Source organism: Pseudomonas sp. GW822-FHT05A08, from assembly GCF_058800485.1.
In genome coordinates this window covers 2,495,951-2,518,549 of record NZ_CM179511.1, presented here as the reverse complement: position 1 = coordinate 2,518,549, position 22,599 = coordinate 2,495,951, and the positions used below count along the sequence as shown (strand labels likewise).

The 22,599-nt window shown below is 57.4% G+C and carries 23 protein-coding genes and 1 tRNA gene; 3 read left to right on the top strand and 21 right to left on the bottom strand.

Features of this window, described 5'->3' with window-relative positions; all coding sequences use genetic code 11:
• Positions 1–158: 158 nt before the first annotated feature.
• From AC3RCP_RS11470 to thrS, 12 genes are all read right to left on the bottom strand, one after another.
• Entirely contained in the window at positions 159–1,907 is a 1,749-nt protein-coding gene (locus tag AC3RCP_RS11470; RefSeq protein ID WP_157832246.1) for a fatty acyl-AMP ligase, read from the bottom strand.
• Positions 1,908–2,232: 325 nt separating this feature from the next.
• Positions 2,233–2,874: a hypothetical protein gene (locus tag AC3RCP_RS11465; protein ID WP_492571479.1), complete on the bottom strand. Its 642-nt coding sequence runs from the start codon at positions 2,872–2,874 to the stop codon at positions 2,233–2,235.
• Positions 2,875–3,145: 271 nt separating this feature from the next.
• The gene (locus tag AC3RCP_RS11460) at positions 3,146–3,979 is read right to left on the bottom strand and encodes a helix-turn-helix transcriptional regulator (protein ID WP_037033539.1); all 834 of its coding nucleotides are present in this window, start codon (positions 3,977–3,979) and stop codon (positions 3,146–3,148) included.
• A gap of 1,554 nt (positions 3,980–5,533) precedes the next feature.
• Positions 5,534–5,610 (bottom strand) — tRNA-Pro (locus AC3RCP_RS11455).
• A 91-nt stretch (positions 5,611–5,701) separates the two neighbouring features.
• Positions 5,702–6,058 carry a MerR family transcriptional regulator gene (locus AC3RCP_RS11450; RefSeq protein WP_007920509.1) on the bottom strand — a complete coding sequence of 119 codons (357 nt, stop codon included), beginning with the start codon at positions 6,056–6,058 and terminating at the stop codon, positions 5,702–5,704.
• Positions 6,039–6,341 carry an integration host factor subunit alpha gene (ihfA, locus tag AC3RCP_RS11445; RefSeq protein ID WP_002553164.1) on the bottom strand — a complete coding sequence of 101 codons (303 nt, stop codon included), beginning with the start codon at positions 6,339–6,341 and terminating at the stop codon, positions 6,039–6,041. The genes AC3RCP_RS11450 and ihfA overlap by 20 nt, the downstream gene beginning before the upstream one ends.
• 3 nt (positions 6,342–6,344) lie before the next feature.
• Positions 6,345–8,723, bottom strand: a complete 2,379-nt coding sequence (pheT, locus tag AC3RCP_RS11440) for a phenylalanine--tRNA ligase subunit beta (protein WP_492571478.1) — start codon at positions 8,721–8,723, stop codon at positions 6,345–6,347.
• Between the two features lie 36 nt (positions 8,724–8,759).
• Positions 8,760–9,776, bottom strand: coding sequence for a phenylalanine--tRNA ligase subunit alpha (gene pheS / locus AC3RCP_RS11435; RefSeq protein ID WP_007920512.1), 1,017 nt, complete (start codon positions 9,774–9,776; stop codon positions 8,760–8,762).
• Positions 9,777–9,885: 109 nt separating this feature from the next.
• A complete protein-coding gene (rplT, locus tag AC3RCP_RS11430) occupies positions 9,886–10,242 on the bottom strand; it encodes a 50S ribosomal protein L20 (protein ID WP_007905879.1) in 357 nt (118 codons plus the stop codon).
• A gap of 30 nt (positions 10,243–10,272) precedes the next feature.
• A complete protein-coding gene (gene rpmI, locus AC3RCP_RS11425; RefSeq protein ID WP_002553160.1) occupies positions 10,273–10,467 on the bottom strand; it encodes a 50S ribosomal protein L35 in 195 nt (64 codons plus the stop codon).
• A gap of 60 nt (positions 10,468–10,527) precedes the next feature.
• Positions 10,528–11,079, bottom strand: a complete 552-nt coding sequence (gene infC, locus AC3RCP_RS11420; protein ID WP_169914426.1) for a translation initiation factor IF-3 — start codon at positions 11,077–11,079, stop codon at positions 10,528–10,530.
• Positions 11,079–13,001: a threonine--tRNA ligase gene (gene thrS / locus AC3RCP_RS11415; RefSeq protein WP_053260360.1), complete on the bottom strand. Its 1,923-nt coding sequence runs from the start codon at positions 12,999–13,001 to the stop codon at positions 11,079–11,081. The genes infC and thrS overlap by 1 nt, the downstream gene beginning before the upstream one ends.
• Before the next feature lie 386 nt (positions 13,002–13,387).
• Here thrS and AC3RCP_RS11410 point away from each other — a divergent pair, with 386 nt between their 5' ends.
• Together AC3RCP_RS11410 and AC3RCP_RS11405 are read left to right on the top strand one after the other, a co-directional pair.
• The gene (locus tag AC3RCP_RS11410; protein ID WP_009043058.1) at positions 13,388–13,687 is read left to right on the top strand and encodes a hypothetical protein; all 300 of its coding nucleotides are present in this window, start codon (positions 13,388–13,390) and stop codon (positions 13,685–13,687) included.
• Positions 13,688–13,980: 293 nt separating this feature from the next.
• Positions 13,981–14,193, top strand: coding sequence for a cold-shock protein (locus AC3RCP_RS11405; protein ID WP_003179963.1), 213 nt, complete (start codon positions 13,981–13,983; stop codon positions 14,191–14,193).
• A gap of 73 nt (positions 14,194–14,266) precedes the next feature.
• Here AC3RCP_RS11405 and AC3RCP_RS11400 read toward each other — a convergent pair whose 3' ends face one another.
• Both AC3RCP_RS11400 and AC3RCP_RS11395 read right to left on the bottom strand, forming a co-directional pair.
• Positions 14,267–14,578, bottom strand: coding sequence for an I78 family peptidase inhibitor (locus tag AC3RCP_RS11400; RefSeq protein ID WP_492571477.1), 312 nt, complete (start codon positions 14,576–14,578; stop codon positions 14,267–14,269).
• A 161-nt stretch (positions 14,579–14,739) separates the two neighbouring features.
• Positions 14,740–15,045, bottom strand: a complete 306-nt coding sequence (locus AC3RCP_RS11395) for a hypothetical protein (protein ID WP_007920522.1) — start codon at positions 15,043–15,045, stop codon at positions 14,740–14,742.
• 163 nt (positions 15,046–15,208) lie between these two features.
• Between AC3RCP_RS11395 and AC3RCP_RS11390 the strand changes: the two genes are divergently transcribed.
• On the top strand, positions 15,209–15,421 hold the full coding sequence (locus AC3RCP_RS11390) for a hypothetical protein (protein ID WP_101337363.1): 213 nt from the start codon (positions 15,209–15,211) through the stop codon (positions 15,419–15,421).
• A 34-nt stretch (positions 15,422–15,455) separates the two neighbouring features.
• Here AC3RCP_RS11390 and AC3RCP_RS11385 read toward each other — a convergent pair whose 3' ends face one another.
• Genes AC3RCP_RS11385 through AC3RCP_RS11355 form a run of 7 tightly spaced genes read right to left on the bottom strand, consistent with a single transcriptional unit; the run spans position 15,456 to position 22,430 of the window.
• Complete coding sequence (locus tag AC3RCP_RS11385; RefSeq protein WP_007920524.1) at positions 15,456–16,484, bottom strand: nucleoside hydrolase; 1,029 nt, start codon at positions 16,482–16,484, stop codon at positions 15,456–15,458.
• Between the two features lie 40 nt (positions 16,485–16,524).
• The gene (gene rbsD, locus AC3RCP_RS11380; RefSeq protein WP_007920525.1) at positions 16,525–16,929 is read right to left on the bottom strand and encodes a D-ribose pyranase; all 405 of its coding nucleotides are present in this window, start codon (positions 16,927–16,929) and stop codon (positions 16,525–16,527) included.
• Complete coding sequence (gene rbsK / locus AC3RCP_RS11375; RefSeq protein WP_492571476.1) at positions 16,926–17,843, bottom strand: ribokinase; 918 nt, start codon at positions 17,841–17,843, stop codon at positions 16,926–16,928. The genes rbsD and rbsK overlap by 4 nt, the downstream gene beginning before the upstream one ends.
• Positions 17,844–17,865: 22 nt before the next feature.
• Entirely contained in the window at positions 17,866–18,885 is a 1,020-nt protein-coding gene (locus AC3RCP_RS11370) for a LacI family DNA-binding transcriptional regulator (RefSeq protein ID WP_101337360.1), read from the bottom strand.
• A gap of 3 nt (positions 18,886–18,888) precedes the next feature.
• Complete coding sequence (locus AC3RCP_RS11365) at positions 18,889–19,866, bottom strand: ABC transporter permease (RefSeq protein WP_053278214.1); 978 nt, start codon at positions 19,864–19,866, stop codon at positions 18,889–18,891.
• Positions 19,863–21,416: a sugar ABC transporter ATP-binding protein gene (locus AC3RCP_RS11360; protein ID WP_101337359.1), complete on the bottom strand. Its 1,554-nt coding sequence runs from the start codon at positions 21,414–21,416 to the stop codon at positions 19,863–19,865. The genes AC3RCP_RS11365 and AC3RCP_RS11360 overlap by 4 nt, the downstream gene beginning before the upstream one ends.
• A gap of 57 nt (positions 21,417–21,473) precedes the next feature.
• Complete coding sequence (locus tag AC3RCP_RS11355; protein ID WP_492571475.1) at positions 21,474–22,430, bottom strand: sugar ABC transporter substrate-binding protein; 957 nt, start codon at positions 22,428–22,430, stop codon at positions 21,474–21,476.
• Positions 22,431–22,599: the final 169 nt, after the last annotated feature.

Sequence of the window (22,599 nt, the reverse complement as noted above, 5' to 3'; positions counted from 1 at the left end):
GATGCCACCCGAAAGTTATTCAAATAGTAGGAGGTTGAGGTTTCCATCGGGCACAGGCCGCCTATACCACCAGGACGGGCCACAGTCGGGCTTCATCCAGAGGCAGGGTTAATGCGACGTTGATTCCGGTTTTGGAACGACGACCTCTTGGCGTGAACTCAGTCAGCCATCAGCGGCTCGCGCGCCCAGTGGTCGAGTACCTTGAGTTCGCCGCTTTCCCAGGCCTGGCGACAGGCTTTGCGGCGGACTTTGCCGCTCGATGTCCGCGGTACCTGGCCGGGAGATACCAGCACCACGGCTTGCGGATTGATTTCGTGTTTCATCCAGACTTCCTTCTGGATATCCATCATCATGTCCTGCAAATTGCCATGACGTTGCGTGCGCTCGACTTCGGCGACAATCACCAGGCTTTCCTGAACGTCATGTTCGCTGACGAATGCAGCGCAGCCATTAGCGACCACCTTGGGCTGACTCGTCACGACCGACTGCTCGATGTCTTCCGAATAGAAGTTGCGCCCGGCGATGATGATCATGTCCTTCAAGCGACCGGTCACGTACAGCTCCCCTTCATGCAGAAATCCAAGATCACCGGAGCGAAGGTAAACCTCTCCCGCCTGATCGCTGACGGACTGGAACGCGTGGTTGCTGGCTTGCGCCTGCTGCCAATACCCACGGGCAACACTCGGCCCCGATACGCAGATCTCACCGACACAGCGCTCGGCGCACGGCGAGGCCGTCTCGGGATCGACAATCAGTAACTTCTGCTGGCCGATTACCGGTCCGACGCTGACCAACGAACGCCATACCGGACTGTCCTGGGCCTGTGGAGTCTCGAATTGCTGGTTGATGATTGCGTGCTTTTCATCCTGCAGAATCTGCCGGTCGACCAGCAGACTGGAAGGCTGTTTATCACCGGCATAGCCGGTAACGATCAATGTGCTCTCAGCCAGTCCGTAGCACGGTGCAAAAGCGAAGGGGTCGAAGCCGCTGGCAGCAAAACGCGAGGAGAACTCAGCCATGGTCCGGGCCCTGACAGGCTCCGCGCCATTAAAAGCATGCCGCCAACTGCCAAGATCCAACGTAGACAATTGCTCATTGCTGATGCGCTGACAGCACATGCTGTAGGCAAAGTTGGGAGCACCGCTGATCGTCGCTCGATACCGACTGATCGCGTCCAACCAGACAAACGGGCTATGGGCAAAGGTTTCCGGTGGCATCAACACGCACGGATAACCAGCCATGACCGGCGCCAACAGACCCGCGATCAACCCCATGTCGTGGTAAGGCGGAAGCCAGCTGACCATGACCTCGCCAGGCTTCCCCCCCAGCCATTCGTTGAGCATCCCCAGGTTGTGTTCAATATTCCGGTTGGAAACCATCACCCCTTTGGGGTTTCCCGTACTTCCTGAGGTGTATTGCAGGAATGCGGTGTTTTCAGGAAGTTGAACCGCAGGTTCGGGCAGCCCCTCGACGTATCGCTCACTTGCCTCAATAGTCAGCAAGGCGGAGTCGGGGACGCCCATTTCGGAAAAAAACTCACCGTAACGCCCCATCCCCTTGGCGTTGCAGAGCAACAAGGAGGCCTGGGCATCGTTCAAAATGCTGACGACGCGCGAGACATGCAAACGATTGCGCGGCGGAAATAAAGGAACGGCAACAGCACCCGCATAAAGACAGCCAAAAAACGCCGTGACGTACTCCGGCCCAGGTTGACAGAGAATCAGGACGCGTTCCCCAACACCCGCTCCGGCAGCCTTGAGCATGGCTGCCACTCGACTTGCGGAACGCTTCAGTTCCGCGTAATCCAGAACCTGCTCCGACACACCCTTCGACGACAAAAATTCGAATGCTCTCTGTGAGGAAGAAGTTCTGGCGCGCTCGCAAAGTTTATCAATGATCGAACTCATAAGTATCACCCCCTTCAGGCAACTATTAAGTAGGTACTCTCGGCACTCATCACTGCTATCGATTTTTTTGGGCAACGACAAACCGTCCATCGCTCATACCAAACGATGAATTAGGCCCAGCTCTATCTCCGTCGCAATGACAGTTAAAAATCACAAGATCATTTATTCACTACAACCAGGGCGCGCCGACTTCCAGATTCAATGAAGACAAGACATCAACAATGGAAGTTACCATTGCATGACATAGTCAATGCCAATGATGTTTTCAGACGAACCCCACCCGCCAGTCAAACTCAAGCGTTACTCGAGTTAAACTTTATAATCTTTATCGTGAAATCAATCGTCGTCCAAGAAGCGCTAATGAGATCACCCAGCGCAACACTGTCTCAATTACGGCGAGATACAGGTATAGAGGCATCCACTCCCAGAACCGGAATGAAAGACAAACCACTAGATACGTAAACTTATCGGATTTTACCGGAAGCGAACCGCTTCCAGCAGGCAGGAGGTAGCAAGGAGCGCTAAAGGGAGAGGCGTCGATGGCGAGCGGATCATTTGCATATTCATGATCTATCGTCACATTCATTGACAAGGCACTAATGGCCTTACGAGCAGGGCATTCCACTTTGCAGCAATACGTCGTTAATCCGCTCCCCATGAAGTAACGCTGAACCAACCCGCGCTGCCACTTCCATGCTACATGCGCCACAGTCAGGACAGCATTTCCATGGTTGATGAAAAGCACCTCAATACCCTGCCTACAACCGGAAAAACGCCTACGCTCAGCCATAACCACTCGAGCGAAGCCTGTATCATACAATGCGTGCAACTGCCCAGGCACCGCAACACGAACAAGAGTCCCACGATGCAACGGTTTAAAGCCCTCTACAGAAAGGCTGTAGATCCGATGTATCAAAGACAAGATCAAAGCCCCGTCTCGATAACCATCAGGCAGATGGGCTTTCATAGGAAACCCCTGAAATTACATCCCTGCATATTTCATGATTCCATACCAGTTAACCGTTGACAGGCATGACAGCGCGACTTCATCAATCTTAAGCCAGTCACATACTTTTCATACGCCATCGTTTTTCAAATCAACCACCAACAACCCAACTCTATCAAAGATACTCTTCAAGACCTTATATAAATCGGCGTTTTTTTATCATTTTTAATCAGTGCTCGCGTCGATACACTCTCATATCTAGACACATCCTCCAGACAGATGGATCGACATATTACGCCTCCGCACTCAACGCGGACTCCTTGCACTGCCGGGAGCGACTTGGGGTACAACCGAATCGACGCCGGTAGCTCTGGGTAAAGTACGACTGACTGGAAAAACCACTTGCCATCGCAATATCCACAATGCTCAGCTCGCTATTAAGGAGCAAATGATGGGCATGCAAAATTCGTCTCTCACTGATCCAGGCCCTGGGAGAGACGCCATACACAACTCCAAAAAGATCCTTGAACGTCGTCAAGCCCATGCCAAACTCCCTGGAAAACTGACTTATCCGCCATTCCTTCAGGAAGTACTGCTCCATAAAAAGCTGCAATCGCTCGACGTTCCTGTTGCTCTGCTGACGCAGTAATGACATCAACTCTGCGCCTTGAGGACCAAAGACAAACAGAATCAGCAACTCTTCCACCTTCAACGATGCCAGCATCGGTGGGTGCTCGTGCACAAGCAAATTCTTCAAACTTTTTACACAATCAGCGAGCAATGGATTGCTCTCAAAAGCGATAATATTTACACCTGATTTTTCCCTCCGCTCAACCTCACCCAGCAATGCGCCGAAGCGCTGGATAAAGCCTTGCAGGAACTGGTCTGACAATGGAATCCATAACAAGTCACTTCGCTGCTCCCCAGTTCTCACCAGATAGCTACCCCGCCTGACAACCAATAGCTCGCCAGCTTCAATGTGCCTTGTTACGTTAACATCTCGAATTGTCAGCTCCCCCCTCATCAGAACATAAACACCTTCTACAGAGATGGATAGTGACTGAAACGCAGGAATACACCATCGACACGAAGATACTTTCTGATCAAGCGTGTTAGCACCTTGCATATCATTATAACCCCAACTTGTACAGCACCCCTATGCCGCCATGCTTAAACAGCATGCCAACATCACCCCTATATACTATTACAATTTTTTTGCAGCGCATCATCAACCTGGGCCGACTACGCGCATTCATGATTTAGTGCAATAGCTCTTATTACCCCAGCAGCCGGCAGCGGTGTATATCTTACGCACAAGCAACTATAGATTATTAACCTTTTGGGTAGTACAGACAGGAAGCAGACAGGAAGGCCTTGGACAAATATTTAAATTATTATTGACATTCAACCTGCTCGACATTATTACCAAACCAACAGATAGCATATAGCCATCATCGCCCTTGACCTTAACGGCTCCTCATAAAATGCCAAGCACCATCTAATCATTAAGCGCAGTCTCGCAAGCCACTCCTCTTTTGCCTCTCAGCCAACTAAATCCGGCAACCAAGAAACTACTGCGCCCACCTCTTGTCCATTGAATGCTAACACGCAAGGTACGAAGCACTTTGTCACTGACAGACTTATATTTTAAAAAAAAAGCCACATCTACTCGCAGCCTTTCTCATGAAGTAATCACAAAATCTTACAATGAATCCATCTTATAACTTCAAACTAGCGCTTGATGCATGCTTCATGCTTTACAAGCGTACAGGCTCCCTCTCCACCCAAGCCAAGTACCCCATTGGCAAAGACCCTCTCCCTGGACGGGTCTCCGAACACCCCATTTTTACCCCCAATAAAAGTGGTTTATCGATCACCCTACCCCTCTGCTATCGACAAGGAGAAAACCGGGGCTCGAGCGAATACCTGCCGATCATCCTGCTCTGGTTCTTCTGATCCGCGTCCTCCCCTCGTCTCATCGCCGCGCATGACATGATGCACCGCCCACCCGGGATCAGACCATGAGCCTCTCCCCCTCTTAAACTCCCCACAAGGCCCTACCTGCGCGCAACTTTCGGTTGGCAAGCGCAGCGCAGGATTCGACTGCGGGGACAGGCATAGACCTACGTCGAGGCGAGGGCAATTGATGAAAAATACAGTCGCCACCACAACGAACACCATAAAGGAGACGCACGATGGCGCGACAACCGACACCGGTATCTGCCAAATGACAAATCAACGATGAGGCGCAGAGACGCGTCACAGAGCGGTACCCCAGGAAAAGATCCAGCAGCAGGGGCCATGACGCCTGGATGTGCTGACGTCACGCAGCAGAAACCAACTCGGCGACCAACAAAGCCCACGAACCTCATGAAAACCTGTATTCCCGCCCTGGCGGAAGGATGAGAAAGAGAATCAAGTCATGATTCAGCGAATGCACACCACAACCAGGAAGAAGGTGAGGATTGCAGAGCAAAGGCCTGAAGAGAGAGGATCTTCACTCCTGCGCGAGCCCCCCCCCCCCCGGAGAAGGCTACAGCTGTAGGCAGCTCCCGAACCACAAGGACAGAAGCGCAACCAGGCGCCAGCGAGGCCGGCCTGAAAAGTCGAGAAATAACGTAAAAGTCATGCGCATGAAAAAGCCCAACCTGTGAAGATTGGGCTCAGTCATTGAATTATATGGTCGGGACGGAGTGATTCGAACACTCGACCCCTAGCACCCCATGCTAGTGCGCTACCGGACTGCGCTACGCCCCGACTAGGCGTGTTACTGGGTTCGCTTCTTAACGAAGCGCTAAAGAATATATCGCAAGCTTTTGAAATTTGGAAGTATTTTAAAAGCCGAAAATCACTTCTTGAGCACCACCAGAACGTCCTCCAGTTCGGAGATCATCTGACGGATCAATTGCTTGTACTGGGTGGTGTCGTCTTTGGCTTCATCACCGGAAAGGCGCAGGCGTGCTCCACCGATGGTGAATCCCTGATCATACAGCAACGCGCGGATCTGCCGGATCATCAGCACATCCTGGCGCTGATAATACCGGCGATTTCCGCGGCGCTTGACGGGGTTGAGTTGAGGAAACTCCTGCTCCCAATAACGCAGCACATGCGGCTTGACCGCACAGAGCTCACTGACTTCACCGATGGTGAAGTAGCGCTTGCCCGGAATGACCGGGAGCTCGTCGTTATGACTTGGTTCCAGCATAAGCCTCAACTCGGGCCTTCAACTTCTGCCCTGGACGAAAGGTGACCACACGGCGTGCCGTGATCGGGATTTCTTCACCCGTCTTCGGGTTACGGCCAGGTCGCTGGCGTTTATCCCGAAGATCGAAGTTACCGAAACCGGACAGTTTGACCTGTTCGTTATCTTCGAGAGCGTGCCTGATTTCCTCAAAAAACAGCTCGACCAATTCCTTGGCCTCACGTTTATTCAGGCCCAGCTCTTCGTAGAGACGTTCGGCCATTTCAGCTTTCGTCAGAGCCCCCATACGTCACTTCCTTAACGTGGCGTTCAACCTTTGTTCGAGCGAGGTGAGGATATTTTGCGTCGTGGAGTTCACCTCATCGTCATTAAGAGTGCGCGATGGATGCTGCCAGGTCAAGCCAACTGCAAGGCTTTTTCTATGAGGATCAATGCCTTTACCCTGGTACACGTCAAACAACCTGAGGTCTGTCAGCCATTCACCTGCATTCTCACGGATTACATCCAGTACCGCACTGGCAGCGACATCGCGATCAGCCAGCAAGGCCAAGTCACGACGCACTTCAGGAAAGCGCGACAACTCACGGAATTCAGGCATTTTTCCCGAGGCTACTTCGGCCAGAACCAGCTCGAAAACGAAGACCGGACGGTCGAGACCGAGGGTTTTCGACAACTCAGGGTGGATAGCGCCAATATAACCAACCAGACGACCTTCACGCTCGATGCGCGCGGTTTGACCCGGGTGCAACGCAGGGTGCTTGCCAGGCGCGAAAGTGAACGCATCGAGTGCACCGGCAAAACCCAGCACCGCTTCCACATCAGCCTTGACGTCGAAGAAGTCCACGACATCGCGGCCTTGTGCCCAGCCTTCCGGCAGACGGGTACCGCATACCACACCGGCCAGCATCGGCTCTTGCTTCAAGCCTTCCAGTTGACCGACGAAACGCAGACCGCTCTCAAACAGACGGACACGGTCCTGCTGGCGGTTCAGGTTGTGCTGAAGCGCCTTGACCAGCCCCGGCCACAGCGAGGAACGCATGGCAGCCATGTCGTTGGAAATCGGGTTGGCCAGCAACAGCGGCTCGACTCCCGGATTAAACAACTCGAACTGTTTCGGATCGATGAAGCTGTAAGTAATGGCTTCCTGATAACCGCGGGCCACCAGTAAACGACGCAGCTCTGGCAGATCGCTACGAGCTTCGGCCTTGGCTTGTGGAGCCAGACGTGCCTGAGGGTAGCGAACCGGTAGGCGGTTGTAGCCGTACAGGCGAGCCAGTTCTTCGATCAGATCGACTTCCAGGCTGATGTCGAAGCGATGACTTGGCACCTCAACGCGCCACTGCCCTGCTCCATCGGCGGAAATCTTCAGACCCAGAGCACCGAGCAGACGCTCGACTTCTGCCGCTTCGATTTCCATGCCCAGCATCTGTGTGATGCGCTCGGCACGCAGAGTGACCGGAGCGATCGAAGGCAGGTGCTGCTCGCTGACTGCTTCAATGATCGGGCCAGCTTCGCCACCAGTAATCTCCAGCAGCAAGCCGGTGGCGCGCTCCATGGCTTCACGGGCCAATTGCCAGTCCACACCACGCTCGTAGCGATGCGAGGCGTCGGTGTGCAGGCCATAGGAACGGGCTTTACCAGCGACAGCGATCTGGTCGAAAAAGGCACTTTCCAGGAAAATGTCGCGAGTAGTCGCGGTTACGCCACTGTGTTCGCCGCCCATGACACCGGCAATCGCCAGGGCACGGGTATGGTCGGCGATAACCAGGGTATCGCTGCGCAGGGCCACTTCCTGGCCGTCGAGCAAGACCAGCTTCTCGCCCTCTTCGGCCATCCGCACACGGATGCCTCCGTTGATTTCGGCGAGATCGAAAGCATGCAGCGGTTGCCCCAGCTCCAGCATCACGTAGTTGGTGATGTCCACGGCCGCATCGATGCTGCGCACCTCAGCGCGACGCAGACGCTCGACCATCCACAGTGGGGTCGGCTTGGACAGATCAACATTACGGATAACCCGGCCCAGATAACGCGGGCACGCTGCGGGTGCCAGTACTTCAACCGGACGCACTTCGTCGTGCGCAGGTGCCACAGATAGCACCACCGGACGGGCGACAGGCGCTGCGTAGAGCGCGCCGACTTCACGGGCGAGCCCCGCCAGCGACAGGCAATCACCACGATTCGGGGTCAGGTCGACCTCGATGCTGGCGTCGTCCAGCTCCAGGTACTCACGGAAATCCTTGCCTACCGGCGCATCCACCGGTAGCTCCATCAGACCGTCATTGCCCTCTCCCACCTGCAGTTCTGCCTGGGAGCACAGCATGCCGTTCGACTCGACGCCACGCAGCTTGGCCTTCTTGATCTTGAAGTCACCAGGCAGCTCAGCGCCGATCATGGCGAAAGGGATCTTCAGGCCCGGACGCACGTTTGGTGCACCGCACACGACCTGGAAGCTTTCCGCACCGTTGCTGACCTGGCAAACACGTAGTTTGTCGGCATCAGGGTGTTGCTCGGTGCTCAGCACCTCGCCCACCACCACGCCACTGAAAACACCGGCGGCCGGCGTTACGCTATCGACCTCAAGACCGGCCATCGACAGACGAGCAACCAGCTCGTCGCGACTTACCTGCGGGTTTACCCAGCCACGCAGCCATTGTTCACTGAATTTCATCCTGCTCTCCTGAAAGATTCGTTACGGGCGTGCGACCTAGCGAAATTGCGCGAGGAACCGCAAGTCGTTGTCGAAGAACAGGCGCAAGTCATTCACGCCGTAACGCAGCATGGCCAGACGCTCGGCGCCCATGCCGAAGGCAAAGCCCTGGAACTCTTCCGGATCGATCCCGGACATGCGCAGCACATTCGGGTGAACCATGCCGCAGCCCATGACTTCCAGCCAACCGGTCTGCTTGCAGACACGGCAGCCCTTACCGCTGCACATCACACATTCCATGTCGACTTCGGCGGACGGCTCGGTGAACGGGAAGTACGAAGGACGGAAACGCACTGCCAGTTCTTTTTCGAAGAACACCCGCAGGAACTCTTCGATGGTCCCTTTGAGGTCGGCGAAATTGATGTCGCGATCGATCAGCAGGCCTTCGACCTGGTGGAACATCGGCGAGTGGGTAATATCGGAGTCGCTACGGTACACACGGCCTGGGCAGACGATGCGGATAGGCGGCTGCTGCGATTCCATGGTGCGGACCTGTACCGGAGAGGTATGGGTGCGCAACAGCATGTTCGCATTGAAATAGAAGGTGTCATGCATCGAACGGGCCGGGTGGTGGCCTGGGATGTTGAGCGCCTCGAAGTTGTGATAGTCGTCTTCGACCTCAGGGCCTTCGGCGATGCCGTAGCCGATATGGGTGAAGAACTGTTCAATACGTTCCAGAGTCCGAGTCACAGGATGCAGACCGCCGGAGACCTGGCCACGGCCAGGCAGGGTCACATCGATGGACTCAGCGGACAGCTTGGCAGCCAGCTCGGCTTCTTCAAACAAAGCCTTACGCGTATTGAGAGCCTCTGTAACACGCTCCTTGGCAACGTTGATCAGGGCGCCGACCTGCGGACGCTCCTCTGCCGGCAAATTCCCCAGGGTCTTCATCACCTGAGTCAATTCACCCTTCTTGCCAAGGTACTGAACCCGGATTTGCTCCAGGGCATTGATATCTTCAGCGCTTTGCACAGCCTCTAGTGCTTGAGAGACCAGCGCATCCAGGTTTTCCATGTACAGACTCCAGATACAAAATAGGGGAAGAGCTTGTAGGCTCTTCCCCTATTTATGACGTTTAACACCTGAGCCCACAGAGGTGAGCCCGGGTGACTGTCGGGGGTACTTAAGCCAGAGTGGCTTTAGCTTTCTCGACAATCGCAGCAAACGCCGCTTTTTCGTTCACTGCCAGATCAGCCAGAACCTTACGGTCGATCTCGATGGACGCTTTTTTCAGGCCGGCGATGAAACGGCTGTAGGACAGACCGTTGATACGAGCACCAGCGTTGATACGAGCGATCCACAGAGCGCGGAACTGACGTTTTTTCTGACGACGGTCACGGTAGGCGTATTGGCCTGCCTTGATTACCGCTTGCTTGGCAACACGGAATACGCGGGAGCGCGCGCCGTAGTAGCCTTTAGCAAGTTTCAGAATTTTTTTGTGACGTTTACGGGCAATGACGCCACGCTTTACACGAGCCATGAGTTACTTCCTCTATTCTTGATCCAAAAATTAACGAAGGCGCAGCATGCGCTCGACTTTTGCCACGTCAGACGGATGCAGCAAGCTGCTACCGCGCAGTTGACGCTTACGCTTGGTCGACATTTTGGTCAGGATGTGGCTCTTGAAAGCGTGCTTGTGCTTGATACCGTTAGCAGTTTTCAGAAACCGCTTAGCAGCACCACTTTTGGTTTTCATCTTTGGCATGTTCGGATACTCCGCATTCAGTTGATAAACATAATCAGAAGGCCTGCCGTGCCCTGTTGATTACTTCTTCTTTTTCGGGGCGATGACCATGATCAGCTGGCGTCCTTCCATCTTAGGATGCTGTTCGACCGAACCGTACTCTTGAAGGTCAGCTTCAACCCGCTTGAGGAGTTCCATCCCCAGCTCCTGGTGGGCCATCTCACGGCCGCGGAATCGCAAGGATACCTTGGCCCTGTCCCCGTCACTCAGGAAACGTACCAGGTTGCGCAGTTTTACCTGGTAATCCCCTTCCTCCGTCCCTGGACGAAACTTGATTTCTTTTACCTGAATCTGCTTCTGGTTCTTCTTCGCCGCGGCAATCTGCTTCTTCTTCTCGAAGATCGACTTGCCGTAGTCCATCACACGGCAAACCGGCGGGACTGCGTCGGCGGAGATTTCCACCAGATCAAGCTTGGCTTCTTCAGCAATACGAAGCGCTTCATCAATCGAGACGATGCCAATCTGCTCGCCGTCAGCGCCAATTAACCGAACCTCGCGTGCCGAGATATTCTCGTTGATCGGGGCTTTCGGTGCAGCTCGTTTATCTTGTCTCATTTCACGCTTAATAATAATTACTCCGAATCTGGGCGACCACGCCGGGAAACCGCTTGTGCAAGGAACTCCGAGAATTGGGCGACGGGCATCGAGCCCAGGTCAGCACCTTCACGGGTACGCACAGCGACAGTCTGCGTCTCGACTTCCCGATCTCCAATAACCAAGAGATAGGGAACCTTGAGCAAAGTATGCTCGCGGATTTTAAAGCCGATCTTTTCATTTCTCAAGTCAGACTTGGCACGAAATCCGCTTTGGTTGAGGGTTTTTTCCACTTCGAGGGCAAAATCTGCCTGTTTATCAGTGATATTCATCACTACGGCCTGGGTCGGAGCCAGCCACGCAGGGAACGCCCCTTCGTAATGCTCGATCAGAATCCCGACGAAACGCTCGAAGGAGCCGAGGATCGCCCGGTGCAACATCACCGGATGTTTACGGCTGTTATCTTCGGAAACGTATTCGGCACCCAGACGGATCGGCAGGTTGAAATCGAGCTGCAAGGTACCACACTGCCAGACACGGCCCAGGCAGTCTTTCAGCGAGAACTCGATTTTCGGACCGTAGAACGCCCCTTCGCCCGGTTGCAGGTCATACGGCAGCCCAGCGCTATCAAGCGCGGCAGCCAAGGCATTTTCAGCGCGATCCCACAGCTCGTCGGAACCCACACGCTTTTCAGGGCGGGTGGAAAGCTTCATTTCGATGTCCTTGAAGCCGAAGTCGGCATAGACATCCATGGTCAGCTTGATGAACGCTGCGGATTCAGCCTGCATCTGCTCTTCGGTGCAGAAGATATGCGCATCGTCCTGGGTGAAGGCACGCACACGCATAATGCCGTGCAATGCACCGGACGGCTCGTTACGGTGGCAGGCACCGAACTCGGCCAGACGCATCGGCAACTCGCGGTAGCTCTTCAGGCCCTGATTGAATACCTGCACGTGACACGGGCAGTTCATCGGCTTGATGGCGTAGTCGCGGCTTTCCGACTCGGTGGTGAACATGTTTTCGGCGTAGTTGGCCCAGTGCCCGGATTTCTCCCACAGGCTGCGATCGACCACCTGCGGAGTCTTGATCTCCAGGTAGCCATTGTCGCGCTGCACCTTGCGCATGTACTGCTCGAGCACTTGGTACAGGGTCCAGCCGTTCGGATGCCAGAACACCATGCCCGGCGCTTCTTCCTGGGTATGGAACAGACCCAAACGCTTACCGATCTTGCGATGGTCGCGCTTCTCGGCTTCTTCGATACGCTGGATGTACGCCGCCAGTTGCTTCTTGTCCGCCCAGGCAGTGCCATAGACGCGCTGCAGTTGCTCGTTCTTGGCATCGCCGCGCCAGTAGGCGCCGGACAGCTTGGTCAGTTTGAAGGACTTGAGGAAACGAGTATTCGGCACATGCGGACCACGGCACATGTCGACGTATTCTTCGTGGAAGTACAGGCCCATGGCCTGTTCGTTCGGCATGTCCTCGACCAGGCGCAGCTTGTAGTCTTCGCCGCGAGCCTTGAACACTTCGATCACTTCGGCGCGCGGAGTGACCTTCTTGATGACGTCGTAATCTTTCTCGATCAGCTGCTGCATGCGCTGCTCGATGGCCGCCAGGTCGTCCGGGGTGAAAGGACGCTCGTAGGCGATATCGTAATAGAAGCCTTCATCGATCACCGGACCGATAACCATCTTCGCTGTCGGATACAGCTGTTTGACCGCATGGCCAACCAGGTGAGCGCAAGAGTGGCGAATGATCTCCAGCCCCTCTTCATCCTTTGGCGTGATGATTTGCAGGGTCGCGTCGCTGTCGATCAGATCGCAGGCGTCGACCAGTTTGCCATTGACCTTGCCGGCCACGGTGGCCTTGGCCAGACCTGCACCAATGGATGCGGCGACCTCGGCTACGGAAACCGGATGATCGAATGAACGTTGACTGCCGTCGGGAAGAGTAATAGTGGGCATGGCGCCTCCTCTCCTAGTGGTGACCCCTACCAAAGGTCACGTGGGTTGGGATGAGCCAGTACGCGGTTCGATCCAGGCCGTTCGTGACGAACGCCTGCCTCACAGTGGCAGGAGCCTTGCGGCCAACCGGTAAAACGAACCAGAGTGACTGGAGTTCAAATCAGAAAAAAATAGAGGCATAGACCGCGGTGGGATTGAAACTCGCCCAGAGCCTGAAAACACCCAAGCCGGGCATGCTAGCACAGATGAACGGTCATCGCGCCGTACTTCCCACCGGAACCAGCGTATCCGCGCTTTCTTTCGAGAAAGTGAACTTGGTGTGTACGCAAGGCCTCAAATACACCGAGAATCGCCATTCTTGTACCAATCCCAGGAGAGCTCGACTCATGCGCCTCACCCAACTATTCGCCCTTGCCGCCCCTTTCGCCCTGCTGCTGCCACTGAGCGCGCAGGCCGCCTGGCCAGCCGGGGTACGTGCCGAATACATGAAGGATTGCACGGCTGCCGCCAGCCAGAGCGTTGATGTGAAAAGTGCGGAAAAGCACTGCGCCTGTGGTGCGGACAAGCTCAATGAGAAATTCACTACAGACGAAATCAAACAGCTCATGAGCAAGCAGACTCAACCGGATCCGGCGCTGAGAACCAAGGCCCTGGACGCTATTGCCGCTTGCCGGGTGGTGAAATAAGTCTTTAATGCGCGAGAGACGGTCCTGCTTCAGGCTCGATGCGATCTGAAAACCGGCCTTTTTTCACAATTTACGCAGCTTTTACGGCTTTTTTTATCACCGAATATTTTCAGCGAAAGCCCCTTAAACCGGGGCCTTCAGCCGATCGGAGCAACAAAACGGACTCAACCACCTGGGAATCGGCACGTCCGGGGGGCTCCCAAGTCGAACATTTCGACTATGATAGCCCGGTGTGCCCAGTTGGCCTGAGCAGCACAGTACTACTGAAAATATATGTTTCTTGGAGATACACCATGTCTAATCGCCAAACCGGCACCGTAAAATGGTTCAACGATGAAAAAGGCTTCGGCTTCATCACTCCTCAAGGTGGCGGTGACGACCTGTTCGTACACTTCAAAGCTATTGAAAGCGACGGTTTCAAAAGCCTGAAAGAAGGCCAGACCGTTTCCTTCGTGGCTGAGAAAGGCCAAAAGGGTATGCAAGCTGCACAAGTTCGTCCTGAGTAATTTCTCAGCGAGCTAAAAAAACCCCGTCCATGTGACGGGGTTTTTTATGCAAGGTGCAAAAGCGCTGACGCTATCAGCCGCAGTTGACCCGGGTGACCACCAGATTGGTATCGGTGTTTAGGTTCAGCCGATCGGAACGGTATTCCAGGGTGATCATGTCGTTCGGCTTGAGAATACGGGCGTTCTGCGCACCTGCGCGAGTACGCGCCTGTTCCAGCAGCTCAGGCGAAGCTTTTTTGCCGATGGCGAATTCGACCGCCTTAGCCTCACAGCGGCTATGGCCGCTCTCGGTCGCTACCGGATCCTTATCCGGCGAAGAAGTGCTGCACCCCGTCAAAACGACTGCAGCCAACAAGGTACCGAATGACGCGAGCTTCCAAGGCATGAAGCCTCCTTTTCAAAAATAAGCAGAGATAGTGCGACAACCGCTCTGACTATTGGTTTCACAAACGGACTGGCCAATGGCCTCTTGGCCAGGCAGCGGGCAAGTCTGCATCAGGTACGGCCACGTTTTCATGCAGCAATCGTGACCGGATATGAACAGCCTCAGTAAATATCGATGTAATCGAATGGTGGCTTCGGCCAGTTCTGTTTCAACGCGTTAAAAATCTGCGTCACCCAGACCTCATCGCTGGCCGCTACCCGCCCGACATAACCGGAACCGGCGGCCCAGGTCTCCAGCCTGAACAGCAGGCCGTCGATGTCCGCGCCACCGACCACGCCCGACGAGATATAGGCAATGCCCGCCTTGGTCACTCGCAGCTGGGTATGCACATCGTCACTGGCCGACGCCAGCAACTGGCGCACCGCCTCGAAGGTCAAGGCATCAGGGTTGTTCAAATCGATCTGCACACTGGCACCCTTTGAAAACAGACAATGACCAAGTGTCGCACAGCCCTCCCCTCATGCCTAAGTCGGAGTGCGAAAAGCCCGCCAAGGTGTTTAACTCTACAAGACCGGAAGCCCTCGACAAGCGCCTGTCCGGCCCTATCCTTTCCGAGCTCGCGAGACTTCCATGGCCACCGTGACGATCGACGCCGACATCAAAGCCAAATGGCCCGAAGGCCACTGCTCCTACAGCCCCGGCAGCCCCGAAGAGCTGGCGATCATCGGCATCGACTTACTGATCAGGGAGCTGGGCACCGAAGCAGCCCAGACATTCATCGAGCAGATATTCGAGAAGTATCCCGGCGAGCACTCGGGCACGCCGGGTACAGAGAAGGCGTAACGCCCGACAGGCTGGCACCTGCCGGGAATATCACTTATTTCAGGCGAGCCAGACGCTCGGTCAGCAGATCGAAGAATCCCTGGGCATCGCCATTCTCCACCCAGAACACGTTCTTCTCCTGCTTCAGGCCGTCGTACCAATCGACGATGGTCTGGCCGAAGGTCGGCCCTTCACGGCTGTCGATCACCATGTTGGCCTGGCGCCCGCTGAACAGTTCGGGCTTGAGCAGGTAAGCAACGACGGTCGCGTCATGCACCGGGCCACCCGGGATGCCGTAGTGCTCCATGTCACCCTTGACGTATTCGTTGAGGATATCGCCCACCACCTTGCTGGCATTGTTGTTCAAGGCCGCGATTTTCTGCAGGCGCGCATCGCTGGTCAGCACCTTGTGGGTAACGTCCAGCGGCAGGTAAGTCAGCTTCACGCCGCTCTTGAGCACCACCTCGGCGGCCTGCGGGTCGGCGAACAGATTGAACTCCGCCACCGGGGTGATATTGCCGCCGTTGAAATGCGCCCCACCCATGACCACCACTTCCTTGATGCCTTGAGTGATATCCGGTGCCTGGATCAGCGCCAGCGCCAGGTTGGTCTGCGGCCCCAGCATGGCGATGGTGATGCTGTGGGGCTTGGCGGCGCGCAGGGTGTCGATCAGGTAATTGATCGCACTGCCCTCGGCCAGGCCCTTTTTCGGCTCATGCACCGTGACCCCGGAAATGCCTTCCTTGCCGTGAATATTCTCGGCATAGATCGGCGTGCGCAGCAGCGGCTTAGGCGCGCCGGCGTACACCGGCACCTCTTCGCGCCCCGCCCACTCACGGGCCAGGCGCGCATTACGCGAGGTCTTGTCCAGGCGCACGTTGCCGGCCACCGTGGTCAGCGCGCGGATCTGCAGTTCTTCCGGCGACGCCAGGGCGAACAGCAACGCAACCACATCATCGGCACCCGGATCGGTATCGATGATCAGATCGATTTTTTCTGCCGCATGGGCGCTGGTAGCAGTGAACAGGGACACGAGCAGAACACTCCGGATCAGGTGTTTCAGTAGCTGAGCATAGCGGTGCATGGCGCACTCCTTTGCGTGGTTGAACAGGGAGAGGCAACGCTCAGAACGTCACCCCGGCAATCAAAGCGATGTTGCAATAAGGCTGACACTCCCCCGTGCGAACGATTGCCCGCGCCTGGCGACTGAGCACCTTGAACTCACCGTGGCTCAACAGCTTGCGCGCGCCCAGCGCCCCCTCGGCACTCAACGCCTCGAGCGCTTGCAGGGTCGGGGATTGTCGATCTAGGATCTCCTGCGCCAGCACATGGCCTTCCACTTGCATCTCGCAAAGCACCACCTGCAAGGTGCTGAGGAAATCCGGAATACCCTGGGTCAAGGCCAGGTCGATCAATTCGACGCCCGGCGGTACAGGCAGGCCGGCATCGCCGATAACCACGATATCGCCGTGCCCCAGGGAGGCAATCAGTCGCGACAGGGCGACATTGAGCAAGGGTGTTTTTTTCATGCGGGAGAGAACGCCTGTACGTCGGACAACGTGGGAATGGAAGGTTGCGCACCTGGGCGGGTCACCGACAGCGCTGCCGCGACCTGACCGAAACGAATCGCCTCGGCCTCGCTCTTGCCGGCGGCCAGCGCGGCGGCAAAACCACCGACAAAGGTATCGCCGGCGGCCGTGGTATCGACCGCCTTGACCTTGGGCGCCGGGAAATGCTCGAAGCTCGTGCCATTGGCGAACAGCGAGCCCTGTGCGCCGAGCGTGATGATGACCTTGCCGGCCCCCGCGGCGATCAAGCAGGCGGCCGCAGCTTCGGCGCTCGCCAGGGAATCCACCGGCAAGCCGCTGAGGGCCGCGGCCTCGCTTTCGTTGGGAATCAGATAGTCGATGGACGCGTACCAGTCCGCCGGCAACGGGCCACTGGCCGGTGCAGGGTTGAGGATCACTGTCTTGCCCAGTTCACGACCACGCTTGAGGCTATGCCCCACCGTGGGCAGCGGCACTTCGAGCTGGCAGATGATTACATCGGCCGCCTGCAGCACCTTGTCGAAGCCTCTGACCACTTCTGGCGTGAGCCGACCATTGCCACCGGCCACGATCACGATCGCGTTCTGACTGCTGTCGTCCACCACGATCAAGGCCACCCCACTGGAGCCCGAGACAACGGTGACGGCCTGGCAATCGATCCGTTCGGCGAGCAACGCCGAGCGCAATTGCTCGCCGTAGGCATCATCACCGACACAGCCGACCATCGATACCTGGGCACCCAGGCGGGCCGCCGCCACCGCCTGGTTCGCCCCCTTGCCACCGGAAACCGTGGCGAACGACTGGCCGATCAGGGTTTCACCGGCACGCGGCAGCCGCTCGGCCCGGGTGACCAGGTCCATATTGAGACTGCCTACTACCACTACTTTTGCTGGCATACATCGATACTCACAATTCGATTCAACGGTACTCGGCGAATGCGCCGGCCACGGGCGCCGTCGACTCGCGCAGGACAATGCTTGGGGTGACGATACGCTGGTCGGTCGGCAATCCAGGGGTGGCAATGCGGCGCAGCAACAGCTCCGCCGCCTGCTCGCCCAGTTGCAGGATCGACTGGCCAACTGTAGTCAGCGCCGGATACACATAACGACTCATCTGGATATCGTCGAAGCCGATCACCGACAGTTCGCTCGGCACCCGGATATTGCGCTCCGCCGCCGCACGCAGCACACCGATGCCCATCATGTCGTTGCTGGCAAAAATCGCACTGGGCCGGTTGCGCTCCAGCAATTGGGCCGCCGCGTGATAACCGCCGGTGCTGGTGAAGTCGCTCTGCAGGATGCGCTGCGCAGGCACCTCCACGCCGACCTCGCGCAACGCCCGCTGGAACCCCGCCAGACGCAATTGCGCCACGCTGGTGTAGTCCGGACCGCCGATGCAGGCAATATCGCGATGGCCCAACTCGAGCAGATGACGGGTCGCCAGGTACGCACCGTATTCGTGATCGATACGCACCAGGTCCGCATCCACCCCTTCCAGCCCGCGGTCGACGATCACCATCGGCGTGCGCACGGCGGCCAGGCCCTTGGCCAGCCCGCCGTCGCCACCGGCCGAGGTCACGATCAGGCCGTCAATGCGTTTTTCCAGCAGCACCCGCAGGTAGCTGCGCTGTTTTTCCGGGTCGTCGTCGGAGTTGCAGAGAATCACGCAGTAGCCGTTGCGCTCGCAATAGTCCTCGATCCCTCGGGCCAGCTCAGCGAAATACGGGTTGAGGCTGTTGGGCACCAACAGGCCGATGGTCGCCGTGGTCTTGGCCTTCAGCGAGCGCGCCACGGCGCTGGGCACGTAGTCGAGCTGCTGGATCGCCGCCTCGACCTTGATCCGCACTTCCTCGCTGACCGGACGCGTCTTGTTCAGCACGTGGGAAACCGTGGTGTAGGAAATCCCTGCGAGCGCCGCCACATCTTTGATCGTTGCCATGACTCAGCTCCGCCGGCTTGCGCGCTGGCTGCGATAAGTATCCAGCACCACCGCAATCACGATGACCGCGCCGGTGATAATGCGTTTGGTCGGCTCGGTCGCGCCGATCTGCGCCAGCCCCGCGGCCAGCACCGAGATAATCAATACGCCGAAAAAGGTGCTGATCACCGACCCGCGTCCGCCCATCAGGCTGGTGCCGCCGATCACCACGGCCGCGATCACTTGCAGCTCCAGGCCGGAACCGGCATTCGGGTCCGCAGCTTCCAGGCGGGAAATCTGGAACAGCGCGGCGATGCCCGCCAGCAGCCCCATCAGGCTGAACACCAGGATCTTGTAGGGTTTGGGGTTGATGCCCGCCAGCCGCACCGCCTCCTCGTTGGTGCCGATGCCGATCAGGTAACGGCCGAACACCGTGCGCGTCAGCACTGCCTGGGCGATGAAGATGATCAGCAAGGCAATGATGAACGATGGCGAGATACCGAAGGCGATCGGGTTCGACAACCAGGCGAAGGCATCACCGATATAGGCGGTGCGCGAGCCGGTCATCTGGTAAGCCACGCCGCGGGCCATTTCCAGCACACCGAGGGAGACGATGAACGAAGGAATACGCCAGGCGACAGTGATCGAACCGGTGATGGTCCCGGCCAATGCCGCGCAGCCCATGCCCAGCAATGCCGCCGGAACCACGCTCCAGCCCCAGCCGAGAATCGCCACGCTGACGGTGGAGGCCGCCAGGGCCAGCACCGAGCCGACGGACAAATCGATGCCGCCGATGATCAGGACAAAAGTCATGCCCACCGCCAGCACCATCAGGTCCGGGATCTGATTGGCCAGGGTGCTGAAGGTGTCGTAGGAAAGAAAGTGGCTGCTCAGTGTCGAGAACAGCGCAATCATTGCCAGCAAGGCACCGGCCAGCCCCAGATAGGTGCCGAGGCCGTAATAGTTGCCGCCACGTTTGCCGGCCGAAGATGCAGTTGTCATGGAAGATCCCTAGGCGCCGCTTCGTTGAGCAACGCATCACGTTTTTGATAGCCGGCGAAAGCGGCGGCAAGCAGTTCATCCTGGGTCCAGCTGTCGCGCTCGAAGGTATCGATCAGGCGCCCGGCGGACAGCACGCCAATCCGATCGCAGATCAGCATCAGCTCCCGCAGGTCGCTGGAGACCACCACCAGCGCCTTGCCCTGGCGGGTCAGTTCGCCAAGCAGGCCATAAATATCGAATTTGGCGCCGACATCGATGCCCCGGGTCGGCTCGTCGAACAGCAGCACCGCGCAATCGCGCTCCAGCCAGCGGCCGATGACTACCTTCTGCTGATTGCCCCCGGACAGTTCGGACACCAGCTGCGCAGGCCCCGAACTGCGAATGCGCATGGCATCGATCTGCCGCTGCGCCAATGCCGATTCGTCACGACCATTGACCAGGCCGCCACTGGAGATCTCCGGCATGTTGCCCAGGGCGATATTGGCGCTGATGGATTGCGTCAGCAACAGACCTTCACCCTTGCGGTCCTCGGTGATCAGGGCAATGCCGTGGGCCACTGCATCGACCGGTGAACGGATATTCGCCACCTGCGCCGGATAACCCAGGGCCACCGTGCCGCTGTCAGCCTTGTCGGCGCCGAAGATCAGTCGCAACAGTTCGGTGCGCCCCGCCCCGATCAACCCGGAAATACCGAAGATCTCACCGCTGCGCACCTCGAAAGACACGTCCAGAACCTTGTCGGAACGACTCAGGCCGCTGACCGTCAGGGCCGGCGCGCCAATCTTGCGCGGGCCGAGATCGATGTGTTCGCCCAGCTCGCGCCCTACCATCAGGTTGACCAGTTGCTCGCTGTTGTAATTGGCCATCGGCTCGACACAGACCAGGCAACCGTCGCGCAGCACCGCAATGCGCTGCGCAACCCGGGCCAGCTCTTCCAGGCGATGGGAGATATAGATGATGGCCACGCCACGGGCCTGTAGACGAGTGATCTGCTCGAAGAGCAACTCGACTTCGCGAGCCGTGAGCATCGCGGTCGGCTCGTCGAGGATCAGCACATGGCAGTCGCCGATCAGGTTGCGCGCGATCTCCACCATCTGCTGGTGGCCAATCCCCAGTTCGCCGACCAGAGTATCGGGGTCGATCGCCTCCAGGCCGACCTGGGCCATGGCTTCGATCGCCGCCTTGCGCAACTGCTTGCGACTGATCCAGCCGCCGAGGCTGGGCAGGTTATCGAGAAACAGGTTCTCGGCCACCGATAGCGTCGGCAACAGGTTGAGTTCCTGCATGACCATGCGGATGCCCAGCTCTTCGGCCTGGGTGCGACTGCCAGGACGGTAAGCTTGGCCGTTGAAGCGCATCTCGCCGGTGGTCGGGGTCACCAGGCCACCAATGATTTTCGACAGGGTGCTTTTGCCCGCGCCGTTTTCCCCGGTCAGCGCCAGCACCTCCCCGCGCATCAGCGTCAGGTCGATACCGGTCAATACCGGTTGCGCATAGGTCTTGCCGATACCGCTGACCGAAAGGACAGCGTTCACAGCGGAAACTGACATAAGAAACTCTCCATGCGCCCGCCTGTTCAGGCGGGCGCCGTTGCGCCGCCAGAAAGATTACTGGGTGACCAGCTCAACCGGAGTTTCGATCACGCCATTGGCGCCACCGTCCACCTTCTCGCCCTTGAGGATCTTCAGCGCCGTCTCGATACCGAAGACCGCCTGCTTGGCGGCGAACTGATCGGCGGTCGCCAGCACGCGACCGTCCTTGAGCATCGGTTTGATGGCATTGATGTTGTCGTAGCCGACCACCTTGACCTTACCGGCCTTGCCCGCCGCGCGCACCGCCGAGACGGCACCGACGGCCATGCTGTCGTTGCCGGCCAGCAGCGCCATGAGGTTCGGGTATTCGCTGAGCATGGCGGCGGCGACGCGGTTGCCGGCATCGATTTCCCAGTCGCCGGATTGCAGCGAGACCACCTTGATCTGCGCGGCCTCCATCGCATCCTTGAAGCCTGCGGTGCGCTGCTGGGCGTTGGTGGTGGTGGACACGCCTTCGATAATGCCGACTTCGTCACCGGCCTTCAGGTCCTTGGCCAGGTACTCGCCCACCAGGCGCGCGCCCTTGCGGTTGTCGGGGCCGACAAAAGGCACGCTGATGTTTTTGCTTTTGAGTACGACCGGATCCAACTGGTTGTCGATGTTGATCACGGTGATACCGGCGTCCACCGCCTTCTTGATTACCGGCACCATGGCCTTGGAGTCCGCCGGGGCGATCACCAGCGCGTTGACCTTGGAAACGATCATCTGCTCGACGATACGGATCTGGTTGGCAGTGTCGGTTTCATCCTTGATGCCGTTGGAAACCAGGTCGAAATCGGCGGCATGGTCTTTTTGATAAGCCTTGGCGCCGTCTTCCATGGTGAGGAAAAATTCGTTGGCCAGGGATTTCATGACCAGGGCGACCTTGGGTTTTTCCGGGGCCTCGGCGAATGCCGAAGAGAGGGGAAGCGTAGCGGATGCGGCAGCCAGAACAGCGACAGCGAGAAGACGTCCAGCGAATGGCAGCTTCATGGGTTCACTCCGATCTTATGATTATTGTGAGCAACGCTTGCGCCGGAGTACGCTCGACGACCTTCAGACCCCGATTAACGCGGCTTGAAGCGAACCTGAGAGGTGTATGACTTTTATCGCCCAGGGCCTGCGCAAACGTTTGCGTAAAACGAACTATGCGAACCCTGCC

What these genes read in the sequence shown, in the direction of transcription:
- rplT (WP_007905879.1), bottom strand. Translation starts at nt 10,242, where the DNA reads ATGGCTCGTGTAAAGCGTGGCGTCATTGCCCGTAAACGTCACAAAAAA.
- rbsK (WP_492571476.1), bottom strand. Translation starts at nt 17,843, where the DNA reads ATGCCAGCAAAAGTAGTGGTAGTAGGCAGTCTCAATATGGACCTGGTC.
- AC3RCP_RS11405 (WP_003179963.1), top strand. Translation starts at nt 13,981, where the DNA reads ATGTCTAATCGCCAAACCGGCACCGTAAAATGGTTCAACGATGAAAAA.
- AC3RCP_RS11365 (WP_053278214.1), bottom strand. Translation starts at nt 19,866, where the DNA reads ATGACAACTGCATCTTCGGCCGGCAAACGTGGCGGCAACTATTACGGC.
- AC3RCP_RS11460 (WP_037033539.1), bottom strand. Translation starts at nt 3,979, where the DNA reads ATGCAAGGTGCTAACACGCTTGATCAGAAAGTATCTTCGTGTCGATGG.
- AC3RCP_RS11385 (WP_007920524.1), bottom strand. Translation starts at nt 16,484, where the DNA reads ATGCACCGCTATGCTCAGCTACTGAAACACCTGATCCGGAGTGTTCTG.
- ihfA (WP_002553164.1), bottom strand. Translation starts at nt 6,341, where the DNA reads ATGGGGGCTCTGACGAAAGCTGAAATGGCCGAACGTCTCTACGAAGAG.
- rpmI (WP_002553160.1), bottom strand. Translation starts at nt 10,467, where the DNA reads ATGCCAAAGATGAAAACCAAAAGTGGTGCTGCTAAGCGGTTTCTGAAA.
- AC3RCP_RS11370 (WP_101337360.1), bottom strand. Translation starts at nt 18,885, where the DNA reads ATGGCAACGATCAAAGATGTGGCGGCGCTCGCAGGGATTTCCTACACC.
- AC3RCP_RS11465 (WP_492571479.1), bottom strand. Translation starts at nt 2,874, where the DNA reads ATGAAAGCCCATCTGCCTGATGGTTATCGAGACGGGGCTTTGATCTTG.
- AC3RCP_RS11355 (WP_492571475.1), bottom strand. Translation starts at nt 22,430, where the DNA reads ATGAAGCTGCCATTCGCTGGACGTCTTCTCGCTGTCGCTGTTCTGGCT.
- pheT (WP_492571478.1), bottom strand. Translation starts at nt 8,723, where the DNA reads ATGAAATTCAGTGAACAATGGCTGCGTGGCTGGGTAAACCCGCAGGTA.
- AC3RCP_RS11390 (WP_101337363.1), top strand. Translation starts at nt 15,209, where the DNA reads ATGGCCACCGTGACGATCGACGCCGACATCAAAGCCAAATGGCCCGAA.
- thrS (WP_053260360.1), bottom strand. Translation starts at nt 13,001, where the DNA reads ATGCCCACTATTACTCTTCCCGACGGCAGTCAACGTTCATTCGATCAT.
- AC3RCP_RS11360 (WP_101337359.1), bottom strand. Translation starts at nt 21,416, where the DNA reads ATGTCAGTTTCCGCTGTGAACGCTGTCCTTTCGGTCAGCGGTATCGGC.
- AC3RCP_RS11410 (WP_009043058.1), top strand. Translation starts at nt 13,388, where the DNA reads ATGCGCCTCACCCAACTATTCGCCCTTGCCGCCCCTTTCGCCCTGCTG.
- pheS (WP_007920512.1), bottom strand. Translation starts at nt 9,776, where the DNA reads ATGGAAAACCTGGATGCGCTGGTCTCTCAAGCACTAGAGGCTGTGCAA.
- AC3RCP_RS11400 (WP_492571477.1), bottom strand. Translation starts at nt 14,578, where the DNA reads ATGCCTTGGAAGCTCGCGTCATTCGGTACCTTGTTGGCTGCAGTCGTT.
- AC3RCP_RS11470 (WP_157832246.1), bottom strand. Translation starts at nt 1,907, where the DNA reads ATGAGTTCGATCATTGATAAACTTTGCGAGCGCGCCAGAACTTCTTCC.
- AC3RCP_RS11450 (WP_007920509.1), bottom strand. Translation starts at nt 6,058, where the DNA reads ATGCTGGAACCAAGTCATAACGACGAGCTCCCGGTCATTCCGGGCAAG.
- rbsD (WP_007920525.1), bottom strand. Translation starts at nt 16,929, where the DNA reads ATGAAAAAAACACCCTTGCTCAATGTCGCCCTGTCGCGACTGATTGCC.